At 37.6% G+C, this 21,946-nt stretch carries 26 protein-coding genes; 22 read left to right on the top strand and 4 right to left on the bottom strand.

Annotated features, from left to right (window positions below; genetic code table 11):
- Positions 1–251 precede the first annotated feature (251 nt).
- The gene (locus tag ACUN24_RS02045; protein WP_445561030.1) at positions 252–953 is read right to left on the bottom strand and encodes a DUF4397 domain-containing protein; all 702 of its coding nucleotides are present in this window, start codon (positions 951–953) and stop codon (positions 252–254) included.
- Between the two features lie 272 nt (positions 954–1,225).
- Here ACUN24_RS02045 and ACUN24_RS02040 point away from each other — a divergent pair, with 272 nt between their 5' ends.
- The 22 genes from ACUN24_RS02040 to ACUN24_RS01935 all read left to right on the top strand — a co-directional run bounded on the left by ACUN24_RS02040 (position 1,226) and on the right by ACUN24_RS01935 (position 18,552).
- Positions 1,226–1,768: a hypothetical protein gene (locus ACUN24_RS02040; protein ID WP_445561029.1), complete on the top strand. Its 543-nt coding sequence runs from the start codon at positions 1,226–1,228 to the stop codon at positions 1,766–1,768.
- Positions 1,769–2,132: 364 nt separating this feature from the next.
- On the top strand, positions 2,133–2,834 hold the full coding sequence (locus ACUN24_RS02035) for a GNAT family N-acetyltransferase (RefSeq protein ID WP_316847784.1): 702 nt from the start codon (positions 2,133–2,135) through the stop codon (positions 2,832–2,834).
- Between the two features lies 1 nt (position 2,835).
- Positions 2,836–4,026, top strand: coding sequence for an argininosuccinate synthase (argG, locus tag ACUN24_RS02030; RefSeq protein ID WP_445561028.1), 1,191 nt, complete (start codon positions 2,836–2,838; stop codon positions 4,024–4,026).
- 70 nt (positions 4,027–4,096) lie between these two features.
- Entirely contained in the window at positions 4,097–4,447 is a 351-nt protein-coding gene (locus ACUN24_RS02025; protein WP_445561027.1) for a cupin domain-containing protein, read from the top strand.
- On the top strand, positions 4,425–4,910 hold the full coding sequence (locus tag ACUN24_RS02020) for a GNAT family N-acetyltransferase (protein ID WP_445561026.1): 486 nt from the start codon (positions 4,425–4,427) through the stop codon (positions 4,908–4,910). Before ACUN24_RS02025 ends, ACUN24_RS02020 begins: the two co-directional genes overlap by 23 nt.
- Positions 4,911–4,912: 2 nt before the next feature.
- Positions 4,913–5,896 (top strand): N-acetyl-gamma-glutamyl-phosphate reductase, encoded by a 984-nt coding sequence (argC, locus tag ACUN24_RS02015; protein WP_445561025.1) that lies wholly within the window; start codon positions 4,913–4,915, stop codon positions 5,894–5,896.
- Between the two features lie 70 nt (positions 5,897–5,966).
- Positions 5,967–6,323 carry a four helix bundle protein gene (locus ACUN24_RS02010; RefSeq protein WP_315419804.1) on the top strand — a complete coding sequence of 119 codons (357 nt, stop codon included), beginning with the start codon at positions 5,967–5,969 and terminating at the stop codon, positions 6,321–6,323.
- Between the two features lie 93 nt (positions 6,324–6,416).
- Positions 6,417–7,547, top strand: a complete 1,131-nt coding sequence (locus ACUN24_RS02005; protein WP_445561024.1) for an aspartate aminotransferase family protein — start codon at positions 6,417–6,419, stop codon at positions 7,545–7,547.
- A gap of 112 nt (positions 7,548–7,659) precedes the next feature.
- Positions 7,660–8,631, top strand: coding sequence for an acetylornithine carbamoyltransferase (locus ACUN24_RS02000; protein WP_445561023.1), 972 nt, complete (start codon positions 7,660–7,662; stop codon positions 8,629–8,631).
- 13 nt (positions 8,632–8,644) lie between these two features.
- Positions 8,645–9,697, top strand: a complete 1,053-nt coding sequence (locus ACUN24_RS01995) for a PDDEXK nuclease domain-containing protein (RefSeq protein WP_445561022.1) — start codon at positions 8,645–8,647, stop codon at positions 9,695–9,697.
- Positions 9,687–10,523, top strand: a complete 837-nt coding sequence (gene argB, locus ACUN24_RS01990; protein WP_445561021.1) for an acetylglutamate kinase — start codon at positions 9,687–9,689, stop codon at positions 10,521–10,523. Before ACUN24_RS01995 ends, argB begins: the two co-directional genes overlap by 11 nt.
- Positions 10,524–10,874: 351 nt before the next feature.
- Positions 10,875–11,684: a pyrroline-5-carboxylate reductase gene (gene proC, locus ACUN24_RS01985; RefSeq protein ID WP_445561020.1), complete on the top strand. Its 810-nt coding sequence runs from the start codon at positions 10,875–10,877 to the stop codon at positions 11,682–11,684.
- A gap of 117 nt (positions 11,685–11,801) precedes the next feature.
- Positions 11,802–12,878 (top strand): M20 family metallo-hydrolase, encoded by a 1,077-nt coding sequence (locus ACUN24_RS01980; RefSeq protein WP_445561019.1) that lies wholly within the window; start codon positions 11,802–11,804, stop codon positions 12,876–12,878.
- A gap of 228 nt (positions 12,879–13,106) precedes the next feature.
- Positions 13,107–13,328 (top strand): DUF433 domain-containing protein, encoded by a 222-nt coding sequence (locus ACUN24_RS01975; RefSeq protein ID WP_445561018.1) that lies wholly within the window; start codon positions 13,107–13,109, stop codon positions 13,326–13,328.
- The gene (locus tag ACUN24_RS01970) at positions 13,328–13,660 is read left to right on the top strand and encodes a DUF5615 family PIN-like protein (protein ID WP_445561017.1); all 333 of its coding nucleotides are present in this window, start codon (positions 13,328–13,330) and stop codon (positions 13,658–13,660) included. Before ACUN24_RS01975 ends, ACUN24_RS01970 begins: the two co-directional genes overlap by 1 nt.
- Positions 13,661–13,714: 54 nt before the next feature.
- Positions 13,715–15,046 carry an argininosuccinate lyase gene (gene argH / locus ACUN24_RS01965; RefSeq protein ID WP_445561016.1) on the top strand — a complete coding sequence of 444 codons (1,332 nt, stop codon included), beginning with the start codon at positions 13,715–13,717 and terminating at the stop codon, positions 15,044–15,046.
- 20 nt (positions 15,047–15,066) lie between these two features.
- Positions 15,067–15,255 carry a hypothetical protein gene (locus ACUN24_RS01960; protein ID WP_445561015.1) on the top strand — a complete coding sequence of 63 codons (189 nt, stop codon included), beginning with the start codon at positions 15,067–15,069 and terminating at the stop codon, positions 15,253–15,255.
- Positions 15,255–15,587 (top strand): type II toxin-antitoxin system RelE/ParE family toxin, encoded by a 333-nt coding sequence (locus ACUN24_RS01955; RefSeq protein ID WP_445561014.1) that lies wholly within the window; start codon positions 15,255–15,257, stop codon positions 15,585–15,587. The genes ACUN24_RS01960 and ACUN24_RS01955 overlap by 1 nt, the downstream gene beginning before the upstream one ends.
- A gap of 103 nt (positions 15,588–15,690) precedes the next feature.
- Entirely contained in the window at positions 15,691–16,944 is a 1,254-nt protein-coding gene (locus ACUN24_RS01950) for a pyridoxal phosphate-dependent aminotransferase (RefSeq protein ID WP_445561013.1), read from the top strand.
- 70 nt (positions 16,945–17,014) lie between these two features.
- Positions 17,015–17,866 carry a hypothetical protein gene (locus ACUN24_RS01945; protein WP_445561012.1) on the top strand — a complete coding sequence of 284 codons (852 nt, stop codon included), beginning with the start codon at positions 17,015–17,017 and terminating at the stop codon, positions 17,864–17,866.
- Positions 17,867–18,052: 186 nt separating this feature from the next.
- Positions 18,053–18,259 (top strand): DUF2683 family protein, encoded by a 207-nt coding sequence (locus tag ACUN24_RS01940; RefSeq protein ID WP_193422141.1) that lies wholly within the window; start codon positions 18,053–18,055, stop codon positions 18,257–18,259.
- On the top strand, positions 18,259–18,552 hold the full coding sequence (locus ACUN24_RS01935) for a type II toxin-antitoxin system RelE/ParE family toxin (protein ID WP_445561011.1): 294 nt from the start codon (positions 18,259–18,261) through the stop codon (positions 18,550–18,552). The genes ACUN24_RS01940 and ACUN24_RS01935 overlap by 1 nt, the downstream gene beginning before the upstream one ends.
- Before the next feature lie 85 nt (positions 18,553–18,637).
- Here the strand turns inward: ACUN24_RS01935 and ACUN24_RS01930 are convergent, their stop codons facing one another.
- From ACUN24_RS01930 to ACUN24_RS01920, 3 genes are read right to left on the bottom strand one after another with little or no spacing between them, the layout of a single operon-like run.
- Positions 18,638–20,062, bottom strand: coding sequence for an RtcB family protein (locus ACUN24_RS01930; RefSeq protein WP_445561010.1), 1,425 nt, complete (start codon positions 20,060–20,062; stop codon positions 18,638–18,640).
- Positions 20,063–20,074: 12 nt separating this feature from the next.
- Complete coding sequence (locus ACUN24_RS01925; protein ID WP_445561009.1) at positions 20,075–21,136, bottom strand: DNA polymerase beta superfamily protein; 1,062 nt, start codon at positions 21,134–21,136, stop codon at positions 20,075–20,077.
- Complete coding sequence (locus tag ACUN24_RS01920; protein WP_445561008.1) at positions 21,126–21,887, bottom strand: nucleotidyltransferase domain-containing protein; 762 nt, start codon at positions 21,885–21,887, stop codon at positions 21,126–21,128. The genes ACUN24_RS01925 and ACUN24_RS01920 overlap by 11 nt, the downstream gene beginning before the upstream one ends.
- Positions 21,888–21,946 lie beyond the last annotated feature (59 nt).

Below are 21,946 nucleotides of genomic sequence, written 5' to 3'. Positions count from 1 at the left end.
AGCCAATTTGTAACTGTTGATGGTTTTCCTTCATCGCCAGTTTTTTCTGTAAACCTAAGGTGGTCTTGGAGACTTAAAATGGAAGGTACTTATATTGTGGAAGTTAAATTCCCTGATGTAACTAAAAAATAGAGAAGAATATCGTTTTTCCTGATAGGAAGATAGCTTCCTGTTAAATACAAACTAAAAACGGCAATTTTCGATGTGAAAATTGCCGTTTTTATGAAAGGCGAATACTACAGAAATCATTTTTATTTGATCAGAATAACCTGCAAACTCAGTGGTCGTTCCGTATCATTTGCAGGTGCTGCCAAACCACCACAAATAATGTCATAATGATAACCTGCTATAAAACTGGTACTCTCGGAAGTCGCTTTAACTGCTCCCGATGAATTTTCTTTTGCATCCAATGTGTAAGTTCCAGCATCTACAGCAACGAAACCGCTTGCGTTTTTGTAAGCTTTATTGGTAACCAACATGGTAGTTGCGCTGGTTTTTGCCAGATCCAGGGCAGGGGCATCAGGCGATAAGTTAATAAAACGGATGTAAGCTTTATCAGTTGATGGGATAGAAAGGTCATCACCAATGGTATAAACATCTAATGCAGCAGGTTTATTAATCAAATAAGAAGAGTAATAGGTACTTGCATTCAAGGTAATGGTTTTGGTTAACAGGCTCTCCGTACTGCTGGCCGTTGTAAATTTTAAACTGTAAGCGCCAGCTGCGTATGAAAGATAATTAACAGCGCCTCCAAATGGCAAAGCTGCTGGATTAACCATATTACCGTTAAAGTAAGCATTGTAGGTAGCCAAAGATGGAGATACATTGATTACCCTTAAATAAGAGATGGTAGGATCGGTAGTTTCGGTTTTTTTACATGAAGTTAGTGCTGTAAAAGCAATTAGAACAAATAAAGGGATCGATTTAAAATGAAATGGTGTAAAATTCTTCATACGTTTAAAATTTATTTAATATTTAAGGAGTACCCATAAAACGATAGCCACATCGCATTCGCTACAGGTATGTAAATATTGGATTTAAGCAGCATAGAAGGATGTTAAATGTTGTTAAACAGATGTTAAAATTATTAACGGAATGATGAAGGGGAGATGAAAACAAAAAATGGAATTAACTGTTTATATGGAGTTTACATAAACGTTTAATAATTTTAATGTTAAATAACACTTATAAGTTTAATTTTGATTAACCACTAAACCTTTTAAAAATGATAAAGAACATCTCAAAATTAGCAATCATCTCTGCTGGCGTATTTGCATTTTCTTCCTGTAGCAATTCGTCAAAAGATAAACCGGCGGATACAACAATTACTAAGACAGAAACAACAGTTAGTGTTCCGGCGAAAGAAGAAAATGCGCCAGAAAGTGCTGATTATACGGTTAGCCCTGATAGTGCAATACTTGGTAAATCCAAAGAAGCTCTGGTAAAGGTAACAGGTGCCAGTGCTGTAGCCCTACAAGATGCTGAAGGGAAATCTACAGGTTCTGAGCTTACTGTTAAACTTCAAATAACGAACAAAAGTACTTTGGATGCAAAGAAATATTTTTCTATCTCTGCATCCGATTCAAGGTTGGAGTTAGATAATGGAACATCAGTTCCTGGTCATAAGGAAAGCGGTAGTGCTGAACCGGATGCTGAAGCTTCAACAGAAACCATCTGGAAATTTCAACTCCCTGCAGCAACAGTACCAAAGAAATTAAATTTCTTTTTAGACGGAACGAGGGTTTCAGTCGGCCTATCCAAAAAATAACAGATCCAAGCCCCGAAATTTCGGGGCTTTTTCTTTTCCCGTAATAATTATAAAAGTGTAAAAAAGTTAAAAAATATTGTGTAACTCGATTTTTATTTAAACCTTTGCACCTCAATAGAGTTAAAGCCGTTTTAATACGCAAGAAATGATTAAACAGATTTTACATAAACTTTCAGTTTCCTCAACACAAATGGTGTCTGGGAAGGGTTTGTTTATTAATCATTTTCAACCCGTATTTTATTGTCCCGCAAGCCGGCAAAATTTCACTCCACGTATTTAGTACCTACGCTAAACGTAACGAGGAATTGATCCTCTCTAAAAACCCAATTAACAAGAATACTTATAATTTTTCGTTAGAAAACGAATGGATATTAACGAATTTATAGTGCAGGTTGCACTTCCTGAACATCGTGTATTTGCAGAAGAAATAGTAACCGAGATGGCCGAATCGGCAAAAGCTCGTGGAACGGGCATTGCCAAGCGCTCGCCTGAATACATTTCCAATAAAATGCAAGAAGGTAAATCGGTTATTGCTTTCCACAAAGATGGTTCCTGGGCAGGATTTTGCTATATAGAAACCTGGAGCCACGGCCAGTTTGTAGCCAATAGTGGTTTGGTAGTAAGCCCTAAATACCGTAAAGCCGGATTAGCAAAAGCCATTAAAAATGAAATTTTCGGTTTATCGAGAAAGTTGTATCCCAAAGCAAAAATCTTTGGTTTAACAACTGGTTTAGCGGTGATGAAAATAAATTCAGACCTGGGTTACGAACCAGTAACTTACAGCGAACTTACCCAAGATGAAGAATTTTGGAAAGGCTGCCAGAGTTGCGTAAACTTCGAAATTTTAAAAATGAAAGAACGTAAAAACTGCATGTGTACTGCCATGCTTTACGATCCGGCTGAGAAAAAACACGAAGTAGCCAAGCAATTTGCTGAAGAACTGCAAAAGAAACCCAAGTTATACGAGCGCTTTATGCGTATTAAACAACGTTTAGTTGTTAAACCTAAGCCCAAAACTGGCTTAAAAGCCCTTTTATTTTTATTTACCTTTTTATTTAATAAATAGCATGAAAAAAGTTGTTTTAGCATTTAGCGGAGGATTGGATACCTCATTTTGTTGTATTTACCTGGCACAGGATCGCGGATTGGAAGTTCACTCGGTAATTGTAAACACCGGTGGCTTCTCTGATGAAGAACTGCAGGAAATAGAGAAAAGAGCATATGCTTTGGGCGTAAAATCGCATGCTGTTGTAGATGAAACTGAAAGTTATTATGAAGGTTGTATTAAATACCTGGTTTTTGGTAACGTACTAAAAAATGCAACTTATCCATTATCTGTTAGTGCTGAACGCGTAAGTCAGGCAACAGCTATTGCCAATTATGTAAAAAAAATTGGTGCAGATTATGTGGCTCACGGAAGTACCGGTGCAGGTAACGACCAGGTACGTTTCGATATGATTTTCAATATCCTTATTCCAGAGGTTGAAATCATTACGCCAATCAGAGATTTAAAATTATCCCGCGAAGCGGAAATTGAATATTTAGCACAACATGGTGTAGAGTATAGCGCTGAAAAAGCAAGATATTCGATCAATAAAGGTTTATGGGGAACTTCAGTAGGAGGAAAGGAAACTTTAACTTCTCACGAAACGTTGCCGGAAAGCGCTTGGCCAACCCAGGTTTCGGAAACCGAATTGCGTAAAATTGAACTTACTTTCGAAAAAGGTGAACTGGTAGCGATTGATGGTGAAACATTAGCACCTGTAAGGGCAATTCAAAAATTACAGGCCATTGCTCAACCTTTTGGCATTGGTCGTGATATCCACGTAGGTGATACCATCATTGGTATTAAAGGTCGCGTAGGTTTTGAGGCTGCTGGTCCCATTATCATTATCAAAGCACACCATACGTTAGAGAAACACACCTTAACCAAATGGCAGTTAAGCTGGAAAGAACAATTATCATCTTTCTATGGCAACTGGTTACACGAAGGTCAGTTCCACGATCCGATTATGCGGAATATTGAGGCTTTTTTAGCTGATACCCAGAAATTTGTGAGCGGTAAAGTGTTTGTTGAATTGTTGCCATACCGTTTCCAGATTATTGGTATTGAATCTAACCACGATTTAATGAGTAATAAATTTGGTAGCTACGGTGAAATGAACAATGCCTGGAGCGGAGAAGATGTTAAAGGTTTCTCTAAAATATTTGGTAACCAGGTAATGATCTGGCACAAGGTGAATGGTGAAGAAGCCTAGTTTTATGTAAGATGTATGATGGAAGAGGTAAAATGCATTTTGCTCTTTCTTGATACTTGATCCTTAAAAAATGAGCGAAATCCTTTCTAAAGATAATTGTTTAAGTCACTATAAATGGGGCGATAATTGTGATGGATGGAATTTTGTAAGCAAGCCAGATGCAGCAATTAAACAAGAATTAATGCCGCCTCAAACTGCTGAGAAATTACATTTTCATACTTATGCAGAACAGGTTTTCTTTATATTGAAAGGGCAGGCAACATTTTTAATTGAAGGCGAAACATTTACTGTTGATACCAACAAAGGTTTACAGATTAAAGCTGGCGATAAACATAAAATTATGAATGATGGTATAGATGATTTAGAATTTATACTTTTTTCCTATCCATCAACCCAAAATGACAGAACTGATTGTGAATAATATAACGATAAAACAAATAGGATTAACAGAATCCCACCTCGTAGTTGGACTGTTTAACCAGTACCGCATGTTTTATAGGCAGTTTTCAGATATCGGAATGGCCAAAGCTTTTATTGATGAGCGTTTGCAACATAACGAATCGGTCATTTTTGTAGCGATAGACCTGGATACTGAAAAACCGGCGGGTTTCACGCAGTTATACCCGAAATTCTCGTCGGCAAAATTAAGCAAAAACTGGATTTTGAACGATCTGTATGTTGATGAGGTTTACCGCAAGCAGGGAATCGGTGAAAAATTGATTAAAACCGCCATGGAGTTTGCCAAAGCCAATGGATCTACGTTTGTACAATTGGAAACTGCTGTAGATAATTATACCGCACAGCATTTGTATGAGAACATAGGTTTTGTAAAACAGGCAAACGACGAAGATTTTTTTCTTTATAAAATAGTACTAAACTCATAGTGATGAATAAAATTAAAGCAGGAATAATTGGCGGAGCGGGTTACACTGGCGGCGAAATGCTGCGTATTTTGGTTAACCATCCAAATGTTGAAATTGCTTTCGTAAATAGTACCAGTAACGCCGGAAACCTGATCTCAGATGTACATACTGACTTGATCGGTGATACGGATTTAAAATTTGTAAGCGATATTCCACAAGATATTGACGTATTGTTTTTATGCGTTGGCCATGGTGATGCGAAGAAGTTTTTGACCGCTAACCCTATTAACGATAACATCAAGATTATAGATTTATCTCAGGACTTTAGGTTACATGAAAAAGCTAAATTCGAAAACCGCGAATTTGTTTATGGATTGCCAGAACTGAACCGTGATAAAATTAAAGCAGCTAAAAATATTGCAAACCCGGGTTGTTTTGCAACTTGTATCCAATTGGGCTTGTTGCCATTGGCCGCTAAAGGGTTAATTCGAAATGAGGTTCACATCAATGCTACTACCGGATCTACCGGTGCGGGACAGAGTTTATCTACTACTTCGCACTTCAGCTGGAGAACTAATAACCTTTCTATTTATAAGGCTTTTGAACATCAGCATTTAAATGAGATTAGTGAGAGTTTGTTGCAGTTGCAACCGTCACTTTCTGAAGCTTTAAGTTTTATCCCGCAGCGTGGTGCATTTACCAGAGGTATTTTAGCTGCCATGTACCTGGAAAGTGATTTAAGTTTAGAAGAAGCACAAAACATTTACGAAGACTATTATAGTGCTCATCCCTTTACGCACGTAAGCCGGAAAAACATCGATTTAAAACAGGTTGTGAATACCAATAAGGCATTGGTACACATCGAAAAACATGGTGGTAAATCATTCATCATCAGTATTATTGATAATCTGTTAAAAGGCGCCAGCGGACAAGCGGTTCAGAATATGAACTTAATGTTCGGCTTAGATGAAACAGCGGGACTTAGGTTAAAAGCAGCCAATTTCTAAGTAGAAGAGACCAAAGCTGAAAGACTAAAGTCTAAAGCGAAGGTAGCATGAAGAATAACTAAAACATCAAATGAGAGACTATCAAAAATTAGACGTTTGGAAAAAATCACATTTAATGGTTTTACATGTCTATAAATTTATTTTGCCTGATTTTCCTGCTCATGAAAAATATGATTTGCAAAGTCAGGTTAAAAGAGCTGCATATTCTGTTCCACTAAACATTGTAGAGGGAGCAGGACGGCGGACCGAAAAAGATTTTGCTCACTTTCTTGACAATGCATTGGGCTCAGTACAAGAAATGGAGTATGCCTGTTTTCTTGCAAAAGATTTAGATTATCTTGAAGAAAGTAAATATTTAGAAATTTATAAAATGGCCGGTGAAGTTAAAGCAATGTTAATTGGCTTAATTAAACACCTTCGTCAATAACCAAGATTAGATGTTATGGATCTTGGCTTACTGCTATATGAAAAATTACAGAAAGCTTTGGTCTTTGGTCTTTAGTCTTTAACCTTAATAAAAATGCAACTATTCGACGTTTACCCACTTAACGATATAGAAATTACCAAAGCAGCCGGCAGCAATGTTTGGGATGCTAACGGACAACAATATTTAGATTTATATGGCGGTCATGCCGTGATTTCAATTGGTCATACCCATCCGCACTATGTAAGCCGTTTAACTGAGCAGTTGAACAAAGTTGGATTTTACTCTAATTCGGTGAAAATTCCTTTACAGGTTCAACTTGCTGAGAAACTGGGCGAAGTATCAGGCAAAAAAGATTTCCAATTGTTCCTATGTAATTCGGGAGCTGAGGCAAATGAAAACGCTTTAAAACTGGCTTCATTTTATAACGGAAGAAAAAAGGTAATTGCTTTTACAGGCGCTTTCCACGGACGTACCTCTTTAGCGGTTGCCGTAACCGATAATCCTAAAATTGTAGCACCGGTTAATCAGACCGAAAATGTAATCTTTTTGCCTTTCAATAATGAAGTCGCTTTAGAAGAAACTTTCAAATCACAGGGTAATGATATTTCAGCGGTAATTATTGAAGGTATCCAAGGTGTTGGCGGCATTAAAGAAGCCTCTAAAAGTTTCTTGCAAAAAATACGTTCGCTTTGTGATGAATATAATGCAGTTTATATTGCTGATAGTGTGCAGTGCGGTTACGGACGTACAGGCTCGTTTTACTCGCATGATTACTCAGGAGTTGAAGCAGATGTGTATACGATGGCAAAAGGAATGGGTAATGGATTTCCGGTAGCGGGAATCTCTATAGCGCCGAAATTTAAATCTTGGCACGGAGAGTTGGGTACAACTTTTGGTGGTAACCATTTAGCTTGCGCTGCGGCTTTAGCTGTTTTGGAAGTGATGGAAAAAGATAACCTGATCAAAAATGCTGAAGAAGTTGGGAACTATCTTATCACTGAATTAAAGAAATTTGAGCAAGTGAAAGAAGTTCGTGGTCGTGGCTTAATGATTGGTATCGAATTGCCAGAAGAACTTGCCCATGTTAAAAAGGAACTTTTGTTTAAGCATTTTATTTTTACTGGGGAGGCAAAACCCAATGTAATCCGCTTATTGCCGGCATTAAATTTAACTAAAGTACATGCTGATGAGTTTTTAGTGGCTTTTAAACAATTGGTAAAATAAAACTATGTATCTGGTCGATCGTCATGCTGAATTTATTTCAGCATCTATTTTATAGAAAGACCCTGAAATAAATTCAGGGTGACGGATCGGGATAAATTAATTTATACTAAAAATGAAACTTTTCACTTCCGTACACGATGTCCCAAGCATCAAACAGTTTGTAAATGATGCATTGGCATTGAAGGCTAATCCTTATGCTCACCAGGATTTAGGTAAAAACAAAACCTTAGGTTTGGTTTTTATGAACCCCAGTTTACGTACCCGCTTAAGTACACAAAAAGCGGCCTTAAACTTAGGTATGAATGTGATGGTAATGAACATGGATAAAGAAGGTTGGGCATTAGAAACGCAGGATGGAGTGGTAATGAATGGTTCTACCGTTGAACATATTCGTGAAGCTGCTGCGGTAATGGGCCAGTATTGCGATATTTTGGGCTTGCGTTCTTTTCCAAAACTGAATAACCGTGAAGAGGATTATAGCGAAGATTTCTTCAATAAATTTGTGAAATATTGTGCAGTACCTGTAGTGAGTTTAGAAAGCGCAACACGTCACCCTTTACAAAGCTTCGCCGATATTATTACCATTCACGAAACCTGGACAAAGAAACCCGATGGCCGAAAACCTAAGGTAGTTTTAGCCTGGGCACCCCACGTTAAGGCATTACCTCAGGCGGTGCCAAATTCTTTTGCAGAATGGATGTGCAAAGCCCAGGCAGAAGGTATGATCGATTTTACAATCGCACAGCCAGAAGGTTATGAACTTTCGGAAGATTTTACGCCTAATGCCGATATTCAGTATAATTTAGAACAAGCTTTAGCCGGTGCTGATTATGTGTATGTGAAAAACTGGAGTAGTTATAAAGAGTATGGAAAAGTATTAACTTATCCTGATGGCTGGATGATGAACAACGAAAAGCTGAAATTTACAAACGATGCTAAAGTAATGCACTGTTTGCCGGTTCGTCGTGATTTAGAATTATCATCAGAGATTTTGGACGGACTAAACTCCTTAGTAATACATGAAGCCGGAAACCGTTTATGGGCAGCACAGGCGGTAATAAAAGCGATGCTGGAAAAGTTGTAATTATTATTACTAAATGAATAAGCCAATAAAAAGTATAACATCAGATTTTGAGCAGGTCATTTTGCTTATTACTGAAGCCCGGAATAGGGTCTACAGTAAAGCAAATGCAGAACTCGTAATGTTATATTTTAGTATTGGACAAATTGTTTCCGAAAAAGTTGCGAACGGCAGATGGGGTGATGGAACTGTAGATGATTTAGCGAATTACATTGCTGAGAAACAACCTTTGTTAAAAGGATTTAACCGTCGCGGACTTTATAGAATGAAACAATTTTATGAAGTTTACAGTGATCCGGAAATTGTGTCGCCACTGATGACACAATTTCAAGGTGTTGTAAATGAGCAAGATAAATTTGTGTCAGCACTGCTGACACAAATTAGTTGGACAAACCATTTACTAATTTTAGCTAAAACAAAAACAAGCGAAGAAAAACTATTTTACCTTTATCAAAGTATAAAAGATAAATTATCCACCAGAGAACTGGAACGCCAGTTAAATACAGCTACTTTTGAGCGAACCATGCTCGGCAATAAGTTTAGTACGGCGGTTACTTCAAAATTACCAGCGGGCATTTTTAAAGATCCTTATATTTTCGAGTTTTTAGCGCTGCCAGAAATACACTCTGAAAGTGATTTACAGCAAGCGCTGATTAAAAATCTCCAAAATTTCATATTAGAAATGGGAAAGGGTTTTACGTATATGGGGAGTGAATACAGGCTGCAGGTAGGGAATAAAGATTACTATACAGATTTATTATTTTACCACCGTGATTTGCAATGCATGGTTTTATTCGAGCTTAAAATTGAAGAATTTCAACCTGAATTTTTGGGGAAATTGAACTTTTATCTGGAAGCATTAGATAGGAATGTTAAACGTCAGCATGAAAATCCGAGTATTGGCATTTTATTGTGCAAAGGCAAAGATGTTGAAGTTGTGGAATATGCGCTAGCCAGAAATTTGTCACCTTCTTTAATTGCAGATTATGAAACTAAACTCATTGATAAAAAGTTGCTTGTAGAAAAACTACACCAGCTTTCAGAAATTTTCTATAAAAATGAAGAATAAACAACTCACAATCATTAAAATCGGCGGAAACGTAATCGATAACTCAGCAAACTTGCATCAGTTTTTGCTGGACTTTACTGCATTGCCGGGAGATAAAATTCTGGTTCATGGTGGTGGTAAAATTGCAACTGAATTAGGCGAATCGCTCGGCATCGAAGCAAAGATGGTTGAGGGTAGAAGAATTACCGATATTGAAACATTGCGGGTTGTGACCATGGTTTATGCCGGACTGATCAATAAAAATATGGTTGCCCAGCTACAGGCCAAGGGTAGTAATGCTATTGGTTTAAGCGGTGCTGATGGTAATGTGATCAAAGCAAAAAAACGGCCGGTTAGTGCCAAAACTTATGGTGCGGATGCGGGACCAGTGGCAGGAGCCGTAATTGATTATGGCTTTGTGGGTGATTTGGATGAAAATTCTGTTTCTTCAACAACTTTAGATAGTTTGCTGAAGGCCGGATTGGTTCCTGTTTTATGTGCCATTACACACGACGGTGCTACACAACTTTTAAATACCAATGCCGATACTATTGCATCTTCTGTTGCTGTGGCAATGTCTGCTTTATATGAAACACGTTTGGTATATTGCTTTGAGAAAAAAGGTGTACTTAAAGATGTGAATGATGACGGTTCTGTAGTTAGAGAAATCAAAGCTAATGAGTTTGACGGTTTAAAAGCAGATGGAACGGTGCAGGGTGGAATGATCCCCAAATTACATAACGCTTTTGAAGCAATTAAAAAAGGAGTTTCAGCAGTATATATCGGTAAAGCCGATGAACTTTCTGAACTTGCAGGAGGCACTTTTGGAACCAAAATGCTGAAATAAGGTGGAAGGGAAAAGAGGTTAAAGGTAGGAAGGCTGAGGGTGTAAGGTTTTTAGTGAAGTGCATAAACTCATCGCTAAAATATTTTAACCACCAAGATACAAAGACACCGAATTGCATTTGTAATTCTTTGTTTTGCTAACTTTATGAATGTAGATTTATAGGCATTTAGAGGGGAAAAGAAACCAATTAAACACTGCTTTTTGCAAACTAAACCTGATAGTAGTGGAAAGCTCCCGATTTTTCATCGGGACTTGTAACGGATAGCAGGACTGAACGTCAATAACATTACTGCAATTGCTTTTCGAAAGAAATAAATCAATAACCAACTGAAATAACATAAAACGAACCACATGAAGAAAATAGCCATAATTGGTAGCGGAAATATTGGTTTATCTTTAGCAAAAGGTTTGGTGAAAGCCGACTTTGCTCAAGCAGGCGACATTACGCTTACCCGTAGAAATGTCGATCATTTAAAATCATTTGCAGAAGCGGGTTTTAATATCAGCAATAACAATAAACAAGCTGTGGTTGATGCTGATGTTGTAATTTTAGCCGTTCTACCCCAACAATTAAATACTGTTTTAGACGAAATCCAGCCTTCAATTATTCCCGCTAAACATTTGGTTATTTCGGTAATTTCGGGTGTAAGCTGCGCTGCGGTTAGGGAAAAATTAGGCGAAAATGTTGAAGTGATTCGTGTAATGCCTAATACGGCAATTGCCATCGGGCAATCCATGACTTGTATGGCCAGCGATAATGCATCAGCAGAGCATATTACTGATGTGACCAAAATGTTTGAAACGGTTGGTTCTGTTGTTAAAATTAATGAAGATTTAATGACTTCTGCAACGGCATTATGCGCTTGTGGGATCGCGTTTTTCTTAAGGGCAATCAGAGCAGCATCACAAGGTGGTGTAGAAATTGGTTTTCATGCCGATGAGGCTTTGAAAATGGCCGTTCAAACGGCTAAAGGAGCAGCCGATTTGCTTTTATTGCACGGAACACACCCGGAATCAGAAATAGATAAGGTAACTTCGCCGAAAGGTTGTACCATTGCCGGTTTAAACGAAATGGAACATAACGGTTTTAGCTCATCGCTGATAAAGGGTATTAAACTTTCGGCCTTAAAAGCTGGAAATTTGTACACTAAAGAAGGTTAGAGGTGTAAGGTTTAGGACATAAGGTCTTAATCGCAAATGTAAAATTGAAAGCAAAATAAAAGGTAGAAAGTTTAAAGATGGGTTTATTCTTGATATTGCTACCAATTACTTGATACTATGTTACTAGAAAATATACAAAAAGAAAGCCTGGATTTGTTGCGCCAATTGATCCGCATCCAGTCTTTCAGTAAGGAAGAAGATAGGACGGCGAATTTAATTGCCCAGTTTTTGGAGGAGAGAGGGGTTAAGACCCAGCGTAAAATGAACAATGTTTGGGCTTACAACAAACATTTCGATGCAGCTAAACCAACTTTACTTTTAAACTCTCATCATGATACGGTTAAGCCAAATTCTGGTTATACCCGCGATCCTTATGATGCGGCAATTGAAGGCGATAAATTATTCGGCCTCGGAAGCAATGACGCTGGTGGTTGCCTGGTTTCCTTAATTGGTACGTTTTTATACTACTACGAGCACGAAAATTTAAAATATAACATCTGTTTGGCCGCAACTGCCGAGGAGGAAATTTCTGGTAACAATGGATTAGAATTGGTTCTGCCTGATTTAGGCGAGCTGGAATTTGGTATTGTAGGCGAACCAACAGAAATGAATCTGGCCATTGCTGAACGGGGTTTATTGGTCTTGGACTGTGTATCGCATGGAAAAGCCGGTCATGCTGCCCGTGAAGAAGGCGAAAATGCCATTTACAAAGCATTAAAAGATATCGAATGGTTTAGAAACTATCAGTTTCCTAAAGTATCTGAGGTTTTTGGTCCGTTGAAGATGACGGTAACGATTATCAATGCAGGTTCGCAGCATAATGTTGTACCGGCAAACTGTACTTTCACAGTTGATGTACGTGTAACTGATGCTTACACCAACGAAGAAGTTTTAGAGATTATCCGGGCAAATGTTGATTGCGATGTTACCCCGCGTTCTATCCGTTTAAAACCATCGTCGATTGATAAAAACCATCCGGTTGTTCAGGCTGGTGTTGCATTGGGAAGAACCACTTATGGTTCGCCAACTACATCCGATCAAGCTTTGTTGGATATTCCTTCCGTAAAATGTGGACCGGGTTTTTCTGGCCGCTCGCACATGGCTGATGAATTTTTATATGTACGCGAAGTAGCTGAAGGTGTTGAAGGATATGTAAATATGCTCAAACCGGTTATTCAAGGTTTAGGGTTTTAAGGTTGAGGGCGGAAGGTTCTGATGTGTAACTTAAAAGCCCCTTTATCTTTGAAAGATTCAAAAACCTTTGTGTTTAGTGTCTTTGTGGTAAAAATAGCCTTGTGTTCTCTGTGAAAAACTCCGTGAACGCTGTGGTAAAATTATTAAATAGCTTTGTGTGCTTTGCAAAAAACTTAGCACCCTTCGCGGTTAAATAAAAATTCTTATAATATTGTTTATCTTTACATTATGAAAACTTATTCTAATTTCATAGAGATTGATTCGAATAAACGCTTTGGCAGGCCATGTATTAAAGGGACCCGGATTGCTGTTTATGATGTTTTAAGTTGGTTATCAAACGGAATGACCATTCAGGGCATTTTAGATGATTTCCCCGAAATTAAAGAAGAGGAAGTATTGGCCTGTCTTGCCTACTCTGCAGATAGGGAACATAATATAAGAGTTGCCTAGTGAAATTATTGTTCGATCAAAACATTTCTCATAGGATAAAAAAAATTTTAGAAGCCGATTTCCCAGCTTGTGATCAAATAAGACGTTTGAAATTAGAAAACAAATCAGACAAGGAAATCTGGACTTTTGCTGGTCAAAATGACTATGTAATTGTAACTTTCGACGCAGATTTCTATGAGTTTTCAAATCTGTATGGTCATCCACCTAAAATTATTTGGCTTCGTTTCGGAAACAATACAACGAGCGGGATTGCAGAGACTTTAATAGAAAAAAGAGAATTAATAAGTGATTTTATAAAACAGGATGAATTTTCTTGTTTGGAATTACAATAAATGCTTGGCGCACTTTGCGAAAACTTAGCGCCCTTCGCGGTTAAATAGATTATAATGAAAATTTGGCAAAAAAATATAGATGTTAATCAGTTTGTAGAAAGCTTTACGGTAGGAAAAGACCGCGAACTGGATCTGCAAATGGCAAAATTTGATGTTTTGGGTTCTTTGGCACATACGCAAATGCTCGAAACCATTAATTTGTTAACTGCTGAGGAATTGAAAACCGTTCAACAAGAGCTGAAAAATATTTACGCTGAAATTGAAGCTGGAAATTTTACCATCGAAGACAGTGTAGAAGATGTACACTCGCAGGTAGAATGGCTGCTTACCCAACGTATTGGCGAAGCGGGCAAAAAAATTCACAGTGGCCGTTCGCGTAATGATCAGGTTCTGGTTGATTTAAAATTGTTCTTCAGGGCGTGTATTGAAGATATGGTTAACCAAACTTCAACTTTGTTTACGCAATTGATCGAACTGAGCAATACACATAAAGACAAATTAGTGCCGGGTTATACGCATTTGCAGATTGCCATGCCATCATCTTTCGGTTTATGGTTTGGTGCTTATGCTGAAAGCCTTGCCGATGATATGGAATTGATGCTTGCCGCCTGGAAAATCACCAATAAAAATCCATTGGGTTCTGCTGCTGGTTATGGCTCATCATTTCCTTTAAACAGAACTTTAACAACCGAATTATTAGGCTTTGAAAGTTTAAACTACAATGTGGTTTATGCACAGATGGGCCGTGGTAAAACCGAAAGAATTTTAGCTCAGGCCATGAGTGCTGTGGCCGCAACGCTGGCTAAAATGGCCATGGATGTTTGTTTATTCATCAACCAGAATTTTGGCTTCATCAGTTTTCCGGCAGAACTAACCACAGGTTCGAGCATTATGCCGCACAAAAAAAATCCGGATGTTTTCGAACTGATCCGTTCGCGTTGTAATAAAATTCAGGCTTTGCCAAATGAAATAGCAATGATGATTACCAATTTGCCGTCAGGTTATCACCGCGATTTACAACTGTTGAAAGAAAATTTGTTCCCGGCGATTACTTCTTTAAACGAATGTTTGGAAATTGCCACTTTTATGTTCCAGAACATCACCATCAAGGATGATATTTTGAAAGACAAAAAATATGACTACCTGTTTAGCGTTGAAGTAGTGAATGATTTGGCGCTGCAAGGTGTTCCATTCAGAGAAGCTTATAAAATTGTTGGCGAACAGATAGAAAATGGTACTTTTGCACCTTCTGGCCAGATACATCATACACACGAAGGAAGCATCGGCAACCTTTGTAATGAGCAGATTACTGCAGCAATGCAGGATGTTTTGTCTCAATTTGGTTTCGGAAAAGTGAATAAAGCTATTGAAGATTTGGTTAAATAAATTTTGCTAATTTTGTAATTATGACAACTTTAACAATAGAAATTAAGGATAAAGACGAAGGTTTCGTAAAAGAGTTCCTCAGCAAAATTGGTGCTAAAGTTAAAGTAGAACCAACAAGTCAGATTACTTCTGAAGTTGCTCAGGCTTTAAAAGAAATTAAGGAAATGCAGCAAGGAAAACGTAAGCCTTTAAGCCTAAAAGATATTTAATGGCTAATGAAGTTATTTATTCAGACGTTTTTATCAAAAAAGCTAAAATTTACAAAAAGAAATATCTTTCTTTAGTAGACGATCTCTACGAACTAGAAGAAAAACTTTTAGAAAATCCTGAACAGGGAAATGATCTGGGCGCAGGGCTGTACAAAATCAGGCTAGCCGTAAAAAGCAAAGGAAAAGGTAAAAGTGGAGGATTTAGGATAATAACTTATTTAGTTTCAAATATGCCTGATGGCGTCATTATCAATATGCTTACCCTATATGATAAATCAGAAGAAAGTACTATTGATAAAAAAGAACTTCAGAAAATAATTAAGGCATTATAATCTCCTAATAGCAGTTTTAATATACATGAAGCCATCATGATTCCACAAGGAATAATTTACGAATTATGATTGTTTCACCACCAGAGAAATAAAATATAAACAAATGAAAGTTTCAGTATTGGCCAGTTCATTAATCGGCTCAGAAATTATAAAAATCGGTAATGAAGTTAACGAAATGAAGCGCAAAGGTGCTTCAATCGCTAATTTAACCATAGGCGATTTTGATGCAAACATTTATCCGATCCCAACCGAATTAAAGGCTGGAATCGTTGATGCTTACCATGCCAACCAAACCAATTATCCACCAGCTGATGGAGTTTTGCCTTTACGCGAAACGGTTTCAGAATTATTGAAGGATAGATTCGGATTGGAGTACAACACCAATAGCATTTTAGTTTCTGGTGGTTCACGTCCTTTAATTTATGCTACTTATCTGGCGTTGGTTGATCCGGGAGATACCGTGGTTTTTCCTGCTCCATCCTGGAACAACAACCATTATTCTCATTTAACATCTGCCAAAACCATCGCAGTAGAAACCGATGCTGCGCATAATTTTATGCCAACAGCTGCACAATTAAAACCGCATTTAAAGGGAGCAACTTTATTGGCTTTATGTTCTCCATTAAATCCAACCGGAACGATGTTCGATGCAGATTCGCTTGCTGAAATCTGTGATGCGGTATTGGCAGAAAATGCTTCACGGGGTGCCGACGAAAAGCCATTGTACATGATGTACGATCAGATTTATTCACTTTTAACTTTCGGAAAAGAGCATGTAAATCCAGTTTCTTTGCGCCCGGAGATGAGACCGTTTACCGTTTTTGTTGATGGCAGTTCGAAATGTTTAGCTGCAACGGGTGTACGTGTGGGTTGGGGCTTTGGTCCGGAGGATATTATCAATAGAATGAAAGCTTTGGTCGGTCACATGGGTGCCTGGGCACCAAAAGCCGAGCAGGTGGCCATGTCTAATTACTTTAATGATAAAGCACAGGTTGATACTTTCTTAACCAGTTTTAAAGGTCAAATTCAGGATAGCTTAAATGCACTGTATAATGGTTTTAACGAATTAAAATCTGAGGGTTTTAATGTTGATGCTGTTGAGCCAATGGGCGCGATTTATTTAACTATTAAAATCGATTATATCGGGAAAACTACTGAAGAGGGGCAGTTTTTAAAAGACAGTGCGGATGTTAATTTTTACCTGATCAAAGAAGCAGGAGCAGCTTTGGTACCTTTCTCTGCATTTGGGAATGAAGATAGAATGCCTTGGTTCAGGGCATCGGTAGGGGCTTGTACTTTACAAGATATTAAAGATATGTTGCCAAGGATTAAAAAAGCATTAAGCAAGTTAAAATAGATAAAATTGGACACTCATTCAAACAATTACGGGAGATGGGTGTTCAAATAAAAATCTCATTTTACGCTTTATGGAACCCAAATACACGCCTCAAGGATACGCTTCGCCATCAGCTATTCTTACTTCACTTGCCATCGGTATTTTGGCATCTTTTATCCTGCCTCTTTTTTATATTATTCTTGGCAGGCTGATTCCCAATATTTGGTTCATCGCTATTATCGCTGTGTTTTTGGGAATGGGATTGGGTTTTAGTATTGATATTGGTGTCAGAATCGGAAAACTCAGGAATAAAAAGATCGTTACCATCATTGCAATCTTCTGTGGACTATTCGCCTTTTATATTCAATGGGTATTCTTCGATACTTTAGCCTACAGTAATAAGGGTTTTACTTTTAACCTGGATCGTGCAGATTTAACGGTTTTGGCTTCTGATTTCTTTTTCCTTTTTACCCATCCTAATATTTTGATTCAGGAAATTATTAATCTGAATAAAATAGGCACATTTCGCATCGAAAGTACAGGTACCATTAGTGGCGTATTGTTGTGGATTATCTGGGCTGGAGAGTTTGTCGTTATTCTTGGGGGCGCCATTTTTGCCGTTCTGAATGGTCAGGCAAGCATGCCATACTCGGAAATAAATGACCAGTGGATGAAAAGACGTAAAATCCATAACCGTATTCCTGTAGTTGTAAATAAAGAAGAGATTTTAAATGTGCTTGGTAAAAGAGATTTTACGGTCTTGAATGATCATCCTTCCTTGCATAGTGAAACAAATTATGCAGAAGTAATTATTTTCGAATCAACAGGAGATCCGACAAAGTATATCAATATAATTAACGTGACCAACCTAACGGGTAAAGCAAAAGATAAAAAAGTGAAAAGTGTAGTTAAATATTATCCGCTGCAGAATGCGAATATTTAAACAAGGCTATTTCAGGTCAAAACCATAATTCTCAAACAGGATTAAATTTTCAGGCTTTTTCTTTTTTATCAAAAATGACTTTGAGACAGCATAATTTATTTTGAATCCTCTGACAGCGACTATTTAAGTTCGATACGTTTATTTAATAATCTTTAAATTTGTATATTAGTTTAAAATCACATTGATATGGAAACTTACCTTGTACGCCCGGATAAAATACAAGAAAAGGCTTTAAAGGCATTTCTTAAAGCTTTTGATGTTCCTTATGAAATAAAAAAGAACGATGCCTTGCCTGAGCATGTTAAGTCAGGAATAAGGCAAGGACAAGATGATATCAAAGCAGGGAAAAGCTTTTCTTTAGCAGAATTTAAAGAGAAAATCTCTACAATCTAATGGCGCCTCTGCCTGTAGTCATATCAGAAACAGCATTAAAAACTTTTGAGTCAATATGTGCTCAGATAGATGAAAGACTAGGGGCAAAAGTATTAAGTGATTTTAAAAAGAATACCATTAAAACATTGGAGTTAATTGGCAATTCGCCATTCATCTATAAAGAGACTGAATTTGATCCTAATATCCGACAAGGATTAATTAAAAAGCTTTCTTCTGTATTTTATGAGGTTAAACCCGATAGAATTGAAGTTCTTTTCTTTTGGGACAATAGACAAGAACCAATGTTCTTCTAATTTTTTTATTCGAAATCACATAAAAAAACCTCGCAGGTTTTAAAACCAACGAGGTTAATTTAGAATTTTGACTAAGGACTCCAAACTAATCCTCCCTGCTTCCATCATCAGCCATCCTCACCATTTTAGGCTCAAATTTGGCCACTACATCAACAAGTTCAGTTTGTGCGGCCATTACTTGGTGGATGTCTTTATAAGCCATTGGTGCCTCATCTAAGCCGGCTCCAATTAAAGTAACATTATGATCCTTTAAAATGGCTTTCATATCCGATTTGGTAATCGATTGAATCGCTTTGGTTCGGCTTATTTGGCGTCCTGCACCATGGGATGCTGAATTTATCGCGCTCATTTCGCCTTTTCCCCTAACCAGAAATCCTGGTGCGGTCATACTCCCTGGAATAATCCCCATTACGCCTTTACCAGCCGGTGTAGCTCCTTTACGGTGAACAATCACTTCTTCACCATTAAACATTTCTTTCCAGGCAAAATTATGGTGGTTTTCCACTTTGGCCAAAACTTTAGCGCCAATGGCTTTAGTCAACCTTTTATGGATCACCTCATGACAGGCTGAAGCATAATCACCAGCTAAATTCATGGCAATCCAATACTCTTGTCCTTCGGCAGAATTTAAATCCAAATAAGCCAGGTTTGCAGCCTCTTTAGGAAGTTTACAGATATCTTTTGCCAGCTTGGTATAATGTCCTGCAACAGTCGCACCAAATCCACGGGAACCAGAGTGGGTTAATAAAGCCACATAACGGCCCTTATCGATATTTAAAACCTCATCACGTTCCGCAAAGTCAATAATTCCCCATTCTACAAAGTGGTTTCCACCACCCGAAGTACCCAATTGAGCCCAGGCTTTTCCATGTAAGTTTTTAAGAAAAGGAGTGGAATTGAAAGCTTCGTTTTCTAAAACCTCATGATCTGCTTTTTCAGTCCCTTTAAAATTTTGACCTGCGCCAAATTTCGTAAAAGCAATCAATTCGCGTTTGTACATCGCATCTTTCCCGAAATAATGTTTCTCTGGAATATCGAAAATACTCAAAGCCATTCGGCAACCGATATCTACCCCAACACCGTATGGAATAATCGCATTTCTGGTAGCCAATACGCCGCCGATGGGCAAACCATAGCCTTGGTGGGCATCAGGCATTAATGCACCTGCTATCGTAACCGGTAATTTCATGGCAATATCCATTTGGTTTCTTGCGCCTTCTTCAATGTAATCAGCGCCGAAAATTGAATAATCTTTAGCATTGTTAATCAGTTCAATAGTTCCGTCTGATTTTGGATTGGCTTCCTCAATCACGGCTGTTGCTAAAGTGTTTAATACTTCGTCATCCAAAAAACTTTCCGGATAATCTTTTACTTTTTTAAATAAGGCCAATAATTCTTTTTCTTCAATATCCGCAAAATTTTCTTTCACGATAGCTAAAGCCAGGCCTACTATTTTTCCTTCGGTATAACCTATTTCGATCAGGTTATTACCTGTTATGTTGTTGTTCATTGTTTTGTTTTTTTAATTGGCATAAAGTGCTGCTCGCATTTCTACAAGTAAACATTCAATTTGTCGCTCATCTGGTTTATCCTGAAGTTTACTTGTAAGCGTTTCTTGCTCAATTTTTAGCATCAGTTGTTCTGCCATTTTTAATACTTCATCATAATCAAAGTCGCCTCTTTTTATCGAAAGAAGTTCATCTCTGTTTTGCCGTTTCACAGTAAGTTTTCCATCACGCACAATTTCTAGTGCCACTTGCAAAAGCCTTATGGTATGCATCATGTTTTTCGCGTCATAATCTTTGCCATGTGTCTTATTTAACTTATAGCGTTCTTCATTCCGCTTTTCTACCCATTCCCAATATTCGTTATGTTCCTTGCAATAGGAAGAATAACTATCCTGATTGAAAAACAAATACCCAATTTCTTTTTCTCCGTTAGGTATAGAGGATACTGAGACATCATTAGCGTTTTCCTTATTTGCAATCCCTTTGTAACCAAATTTCTTTTCTGCATCATAAAATAGCGCATAAAGGTTTTTAGCATTTGGAATTTTAGATAAGCCGCAATCCACCTTAGAAATATTATGTTTTTTAAGCCACGTATTTGCTTTAACCGATGAATAATTCTCTGTAATGAAACAAAAATCCAAGACCGTTTTTCTCTTTTTTGGCATCGGGTTTAATATTTTCTTGTTCAAGCCCTTTGCTTTTCTGATTTGTGTTAATGCATATCCACCAAAGGTATCTTTGCATAGTTTCGACAAAATCATATCGATATTTAGCCTATTCATTATGGGATGCTTGTATAAAATGCATTCTTCTGGAGTAGCTAAAATTTCTACGATGTTCGGGTTGTTCTTGATCAATAACTCAACAAACCGTCCGATTTCATAATATACTTCGTCGTTGCTTTCATTGCTTATCTGAGGGATATATCTCAACCCAAAAAACATGTCTTTTGGCATATAATATATTCCTTTAAGATCAGTGTCTGACTGCGGCGTATCCAATCCGTAAGCTTTGCTACCGCTTAAACATTCAAACAAAAGTAGGTTCTGATCTTTTAAATCTTTAATCGTCATAATGGTTTATTGTATTTCTAAAAAAGGTATCGAGCATTTCGGTATCAAAACTTTCTTTCGGCAAATCTTTAGCCCCTTCAGTACAGTTTTTAAATTCATCATCAATATACCTTCGCAAGTTGGGGTCTATTTTGATGATAAAAGCCTCTGCAGAAGTAGATTTTAGCACAATCAGATCTTTAACCAATGTTTGAAGGTACTCTGGCATTAAGGTTAAAAGTGGATCAATGGTCATTGGAGCAATTGTATTTTTCTCTAAACACCATTTTGCCGAAAGTAAAGGTCGCAGTACGTAAAAAAGTTTTTTGATCTTAATTTCGTCACCATTTATTATCGTATCCAATGCACTATGTGCTATTCCTAAATAATGATTAATATTCGTTTTTCTATAAAAATAAGACTGGCACAATGTCCATAGCTTGTTTCTAAAATCATCTTGTTCTCCGTATATAATAGGCGATTGCAGCCATTCGAATGGAGTAGTGTTCGATTTCCGGATCAGTTTAAGTACCTTTTTTATATCCCAACCATAAATATCAAGTTCGTCGTTGATCGGAAAACCCAATTGATCATCCTTTTCTGAAACAGAAAGATAGTAGTTAAGCGGGCGAACATAAATAAAGCGAACATCAAAATCGCTGTCCGGTGATGGAAATTCCCATCCGCGACTTCCCGATTCGCAGGCAAATAATATTTTGATATCATTTGATCGTTCGATTTCTGCAAGCCTGTTTATTATGGTAGTTTTCATTTCATTCTTAATTAGTCCCCGGCAGGCAACATTCACCTGACCGAGGGGTTTCTAAATTT

This window comes from Pedobacter sp. WC2501, assembly GCF_052682415.1.
This window is presented reverse-complemented; position numbering and strand designations above follow the sequence as displayed.

Excerpts from the sequence above, each read along its gene's own strand:
- ACUN24_RS01940 (WP_193422141.1), top strand. The coding sequence starts at position 18,053 with ATGGAAACTTACCTTGTACGCCCGGATAAAATACAAGAAAAGGCTTTA.
- ACUN24_RS02035 (WP_316847784.1), top strand. The coding sequence starts at position 2,133 with ATGGATATTAACGAATTTATAGTGCAGGTTGCACTTCCTGAACATCGT.
- ACUN24_RS01980 (WP_445561019.1), top strand. The coding sequence starts at position 11,802 with ATGTTACTAGAAAATATACAAAAAGAAAGCCTGGATTTGTTGCGCCAA.
- ACUN24_RS02005 (WP_445561024.1), top strand. The coding sequence starts at position 6,417 with ATGCAACTATTCGACGTTTACCCACTTAACGATATAGAAATTACCAAA.
- ACUN24_RS01935 (WP_445561011.1), top strand. The coding sequence starts at position 18,259 with ATGGCGCCTCTGCCTGTAGTCATATCAGAAACAGCATTAAAAACTTTT.
- ACUN24_RS01960 (WP_445561015.1), top strand. The coding sequence starts at position 15,067 with ATGACAACTTTAACAATAGAAATTAAGGATAAAGACGAAGGTTTCGTA.
- ACUN24_RS02045 (WP_445561030.1), bottom strand. The coding sequence starts at position 953 with ATGAAGAATTTTACACCATTTCATTTTAAATCGATCCCTTTATTTGTT.
- ACUN24_RS01920 (WP_445561008.1), bottom strand. The coding sequence starts at position 21,887 with ATGAAAACTACCATAATAAACAGGCTTGCAGAAATCGAACGATCAAAT.
- argB (WP_445561021.1), top strand. The coding sequence starts at position 9,687 with ATGAAGAATAAACAACTCACAATCATTAAAATCGGCGGAAACGTAATC.
- ACUN24_RS02025 (WP_445561027.1), top strand. The coding sequence starts at position 4,097 with ATGAGCGAAATCCTTTCTAAAGATAATTGTTTAAGTCACTATAAATGG.
- ACUN24_RS01925 (WP_445561009.1), bottom strand. The coding sequence starts at position 21,136 with ATGACGATTAAAGATTTAAAAGATCAGAACCTACTTTTGTTTGAATGT.
- ACUN24_RS01930 (WP_445561010.1), bottom strand. The coding sequence starts at position 20,062 with ATGAACAACAACATAACAGGTAATAACCTGATCGAAATAGGTTATACC.
- ACUN24_RS02000 (WP_445561023.1), top strand. The coding sequence starts at position 7,660 with ATGAAACTTTTCACTTCCGTACACGATGTCCCAAGCATCAAACAGTTT.
- ACUN24_RS01945 (WP_445561012.1), top strand. The coding sequence starts at position 17,015 with ATGGAACCCAAATACACGCCTCAAGGATACGCTTCGCCATCAGCTATT.
- ACUN24_RS01975 (WP_445561018.1), top strand. The coding sequence starts at position 13,107 with ATGAAAACTTATTCTAATTTCATAGAGATTGATTCGAATAAACGCTTT.
- ACUN24_RS02010 (WP_315419804.1), top strand. The coding sequence starts at position 5,967 with ATGAGAGACTATCAAAAATTAGACGTTTGGAAAAAATCACATTTAATG.
- argH (WP_445561016.1), top strand. The coding sequence starts at position 13,715 with ATGAAAATTTGGCAAAAAAATATAGATGTTAATCAGTTTGTAGAAAGC.
- ACUN24_RS01955 (WP_445561014.1), top strand. The coding sequence starts at position 15,255 with ATGGCTAATGAAGTTATTTATTCAGACGTTTTTATCAAAAAAGCTAAA.
- ACUN24_RS01950 (WP_445561013.1), top strand. The coding sequence starts at position 15,691 with ATGAAAGTTTCAGTATTGGCCAGTTCATTAATCGGCTCAGAAATTATA.
- ACUN24_RS02020 (WP_445561026.1), top strand. The coding sequence starts at position 4,425 with ATGACAGAACTGATTGTGAATAATATAACGATAAAACAAATAGGATTA.
- argC (WP_445561025.1), top strand. The coding sequence starts at position 4,913 with ATGAATAAAATTAAAGCAGGAATAATTGGCGGAGCGGGTTACACTGGC.
- ACUN24_RS01995 (WP_445561022.1), top strand. The coding sequence starts at position 8,645 with ATGAATAAGCCAATAAAAAGTATAACATCAGATTTTGAGCAGGTCATT.
- ACUN24_RS02040 (WP_445561029.1), top strand. The coding sequence starts at position 1,226 with ATGATAAAGAACATCTCAAAATTAGCAATCATCTCTGCTGGCGTATTT.
- proC (WP_445561020.1), top strand. The coding sequence starts at position 10,875 with ATGAAGAAAATAGCCATAATTGGTAGCGGAAATATTGGTTTATCTTTA.
- argG (WP_445561028.1), top strand. The coding sequence starts at position 2,836 with ATGAAAAAAGTTGTTTTAGCATTTAGCGGAGGATTGGATACCTCATTT.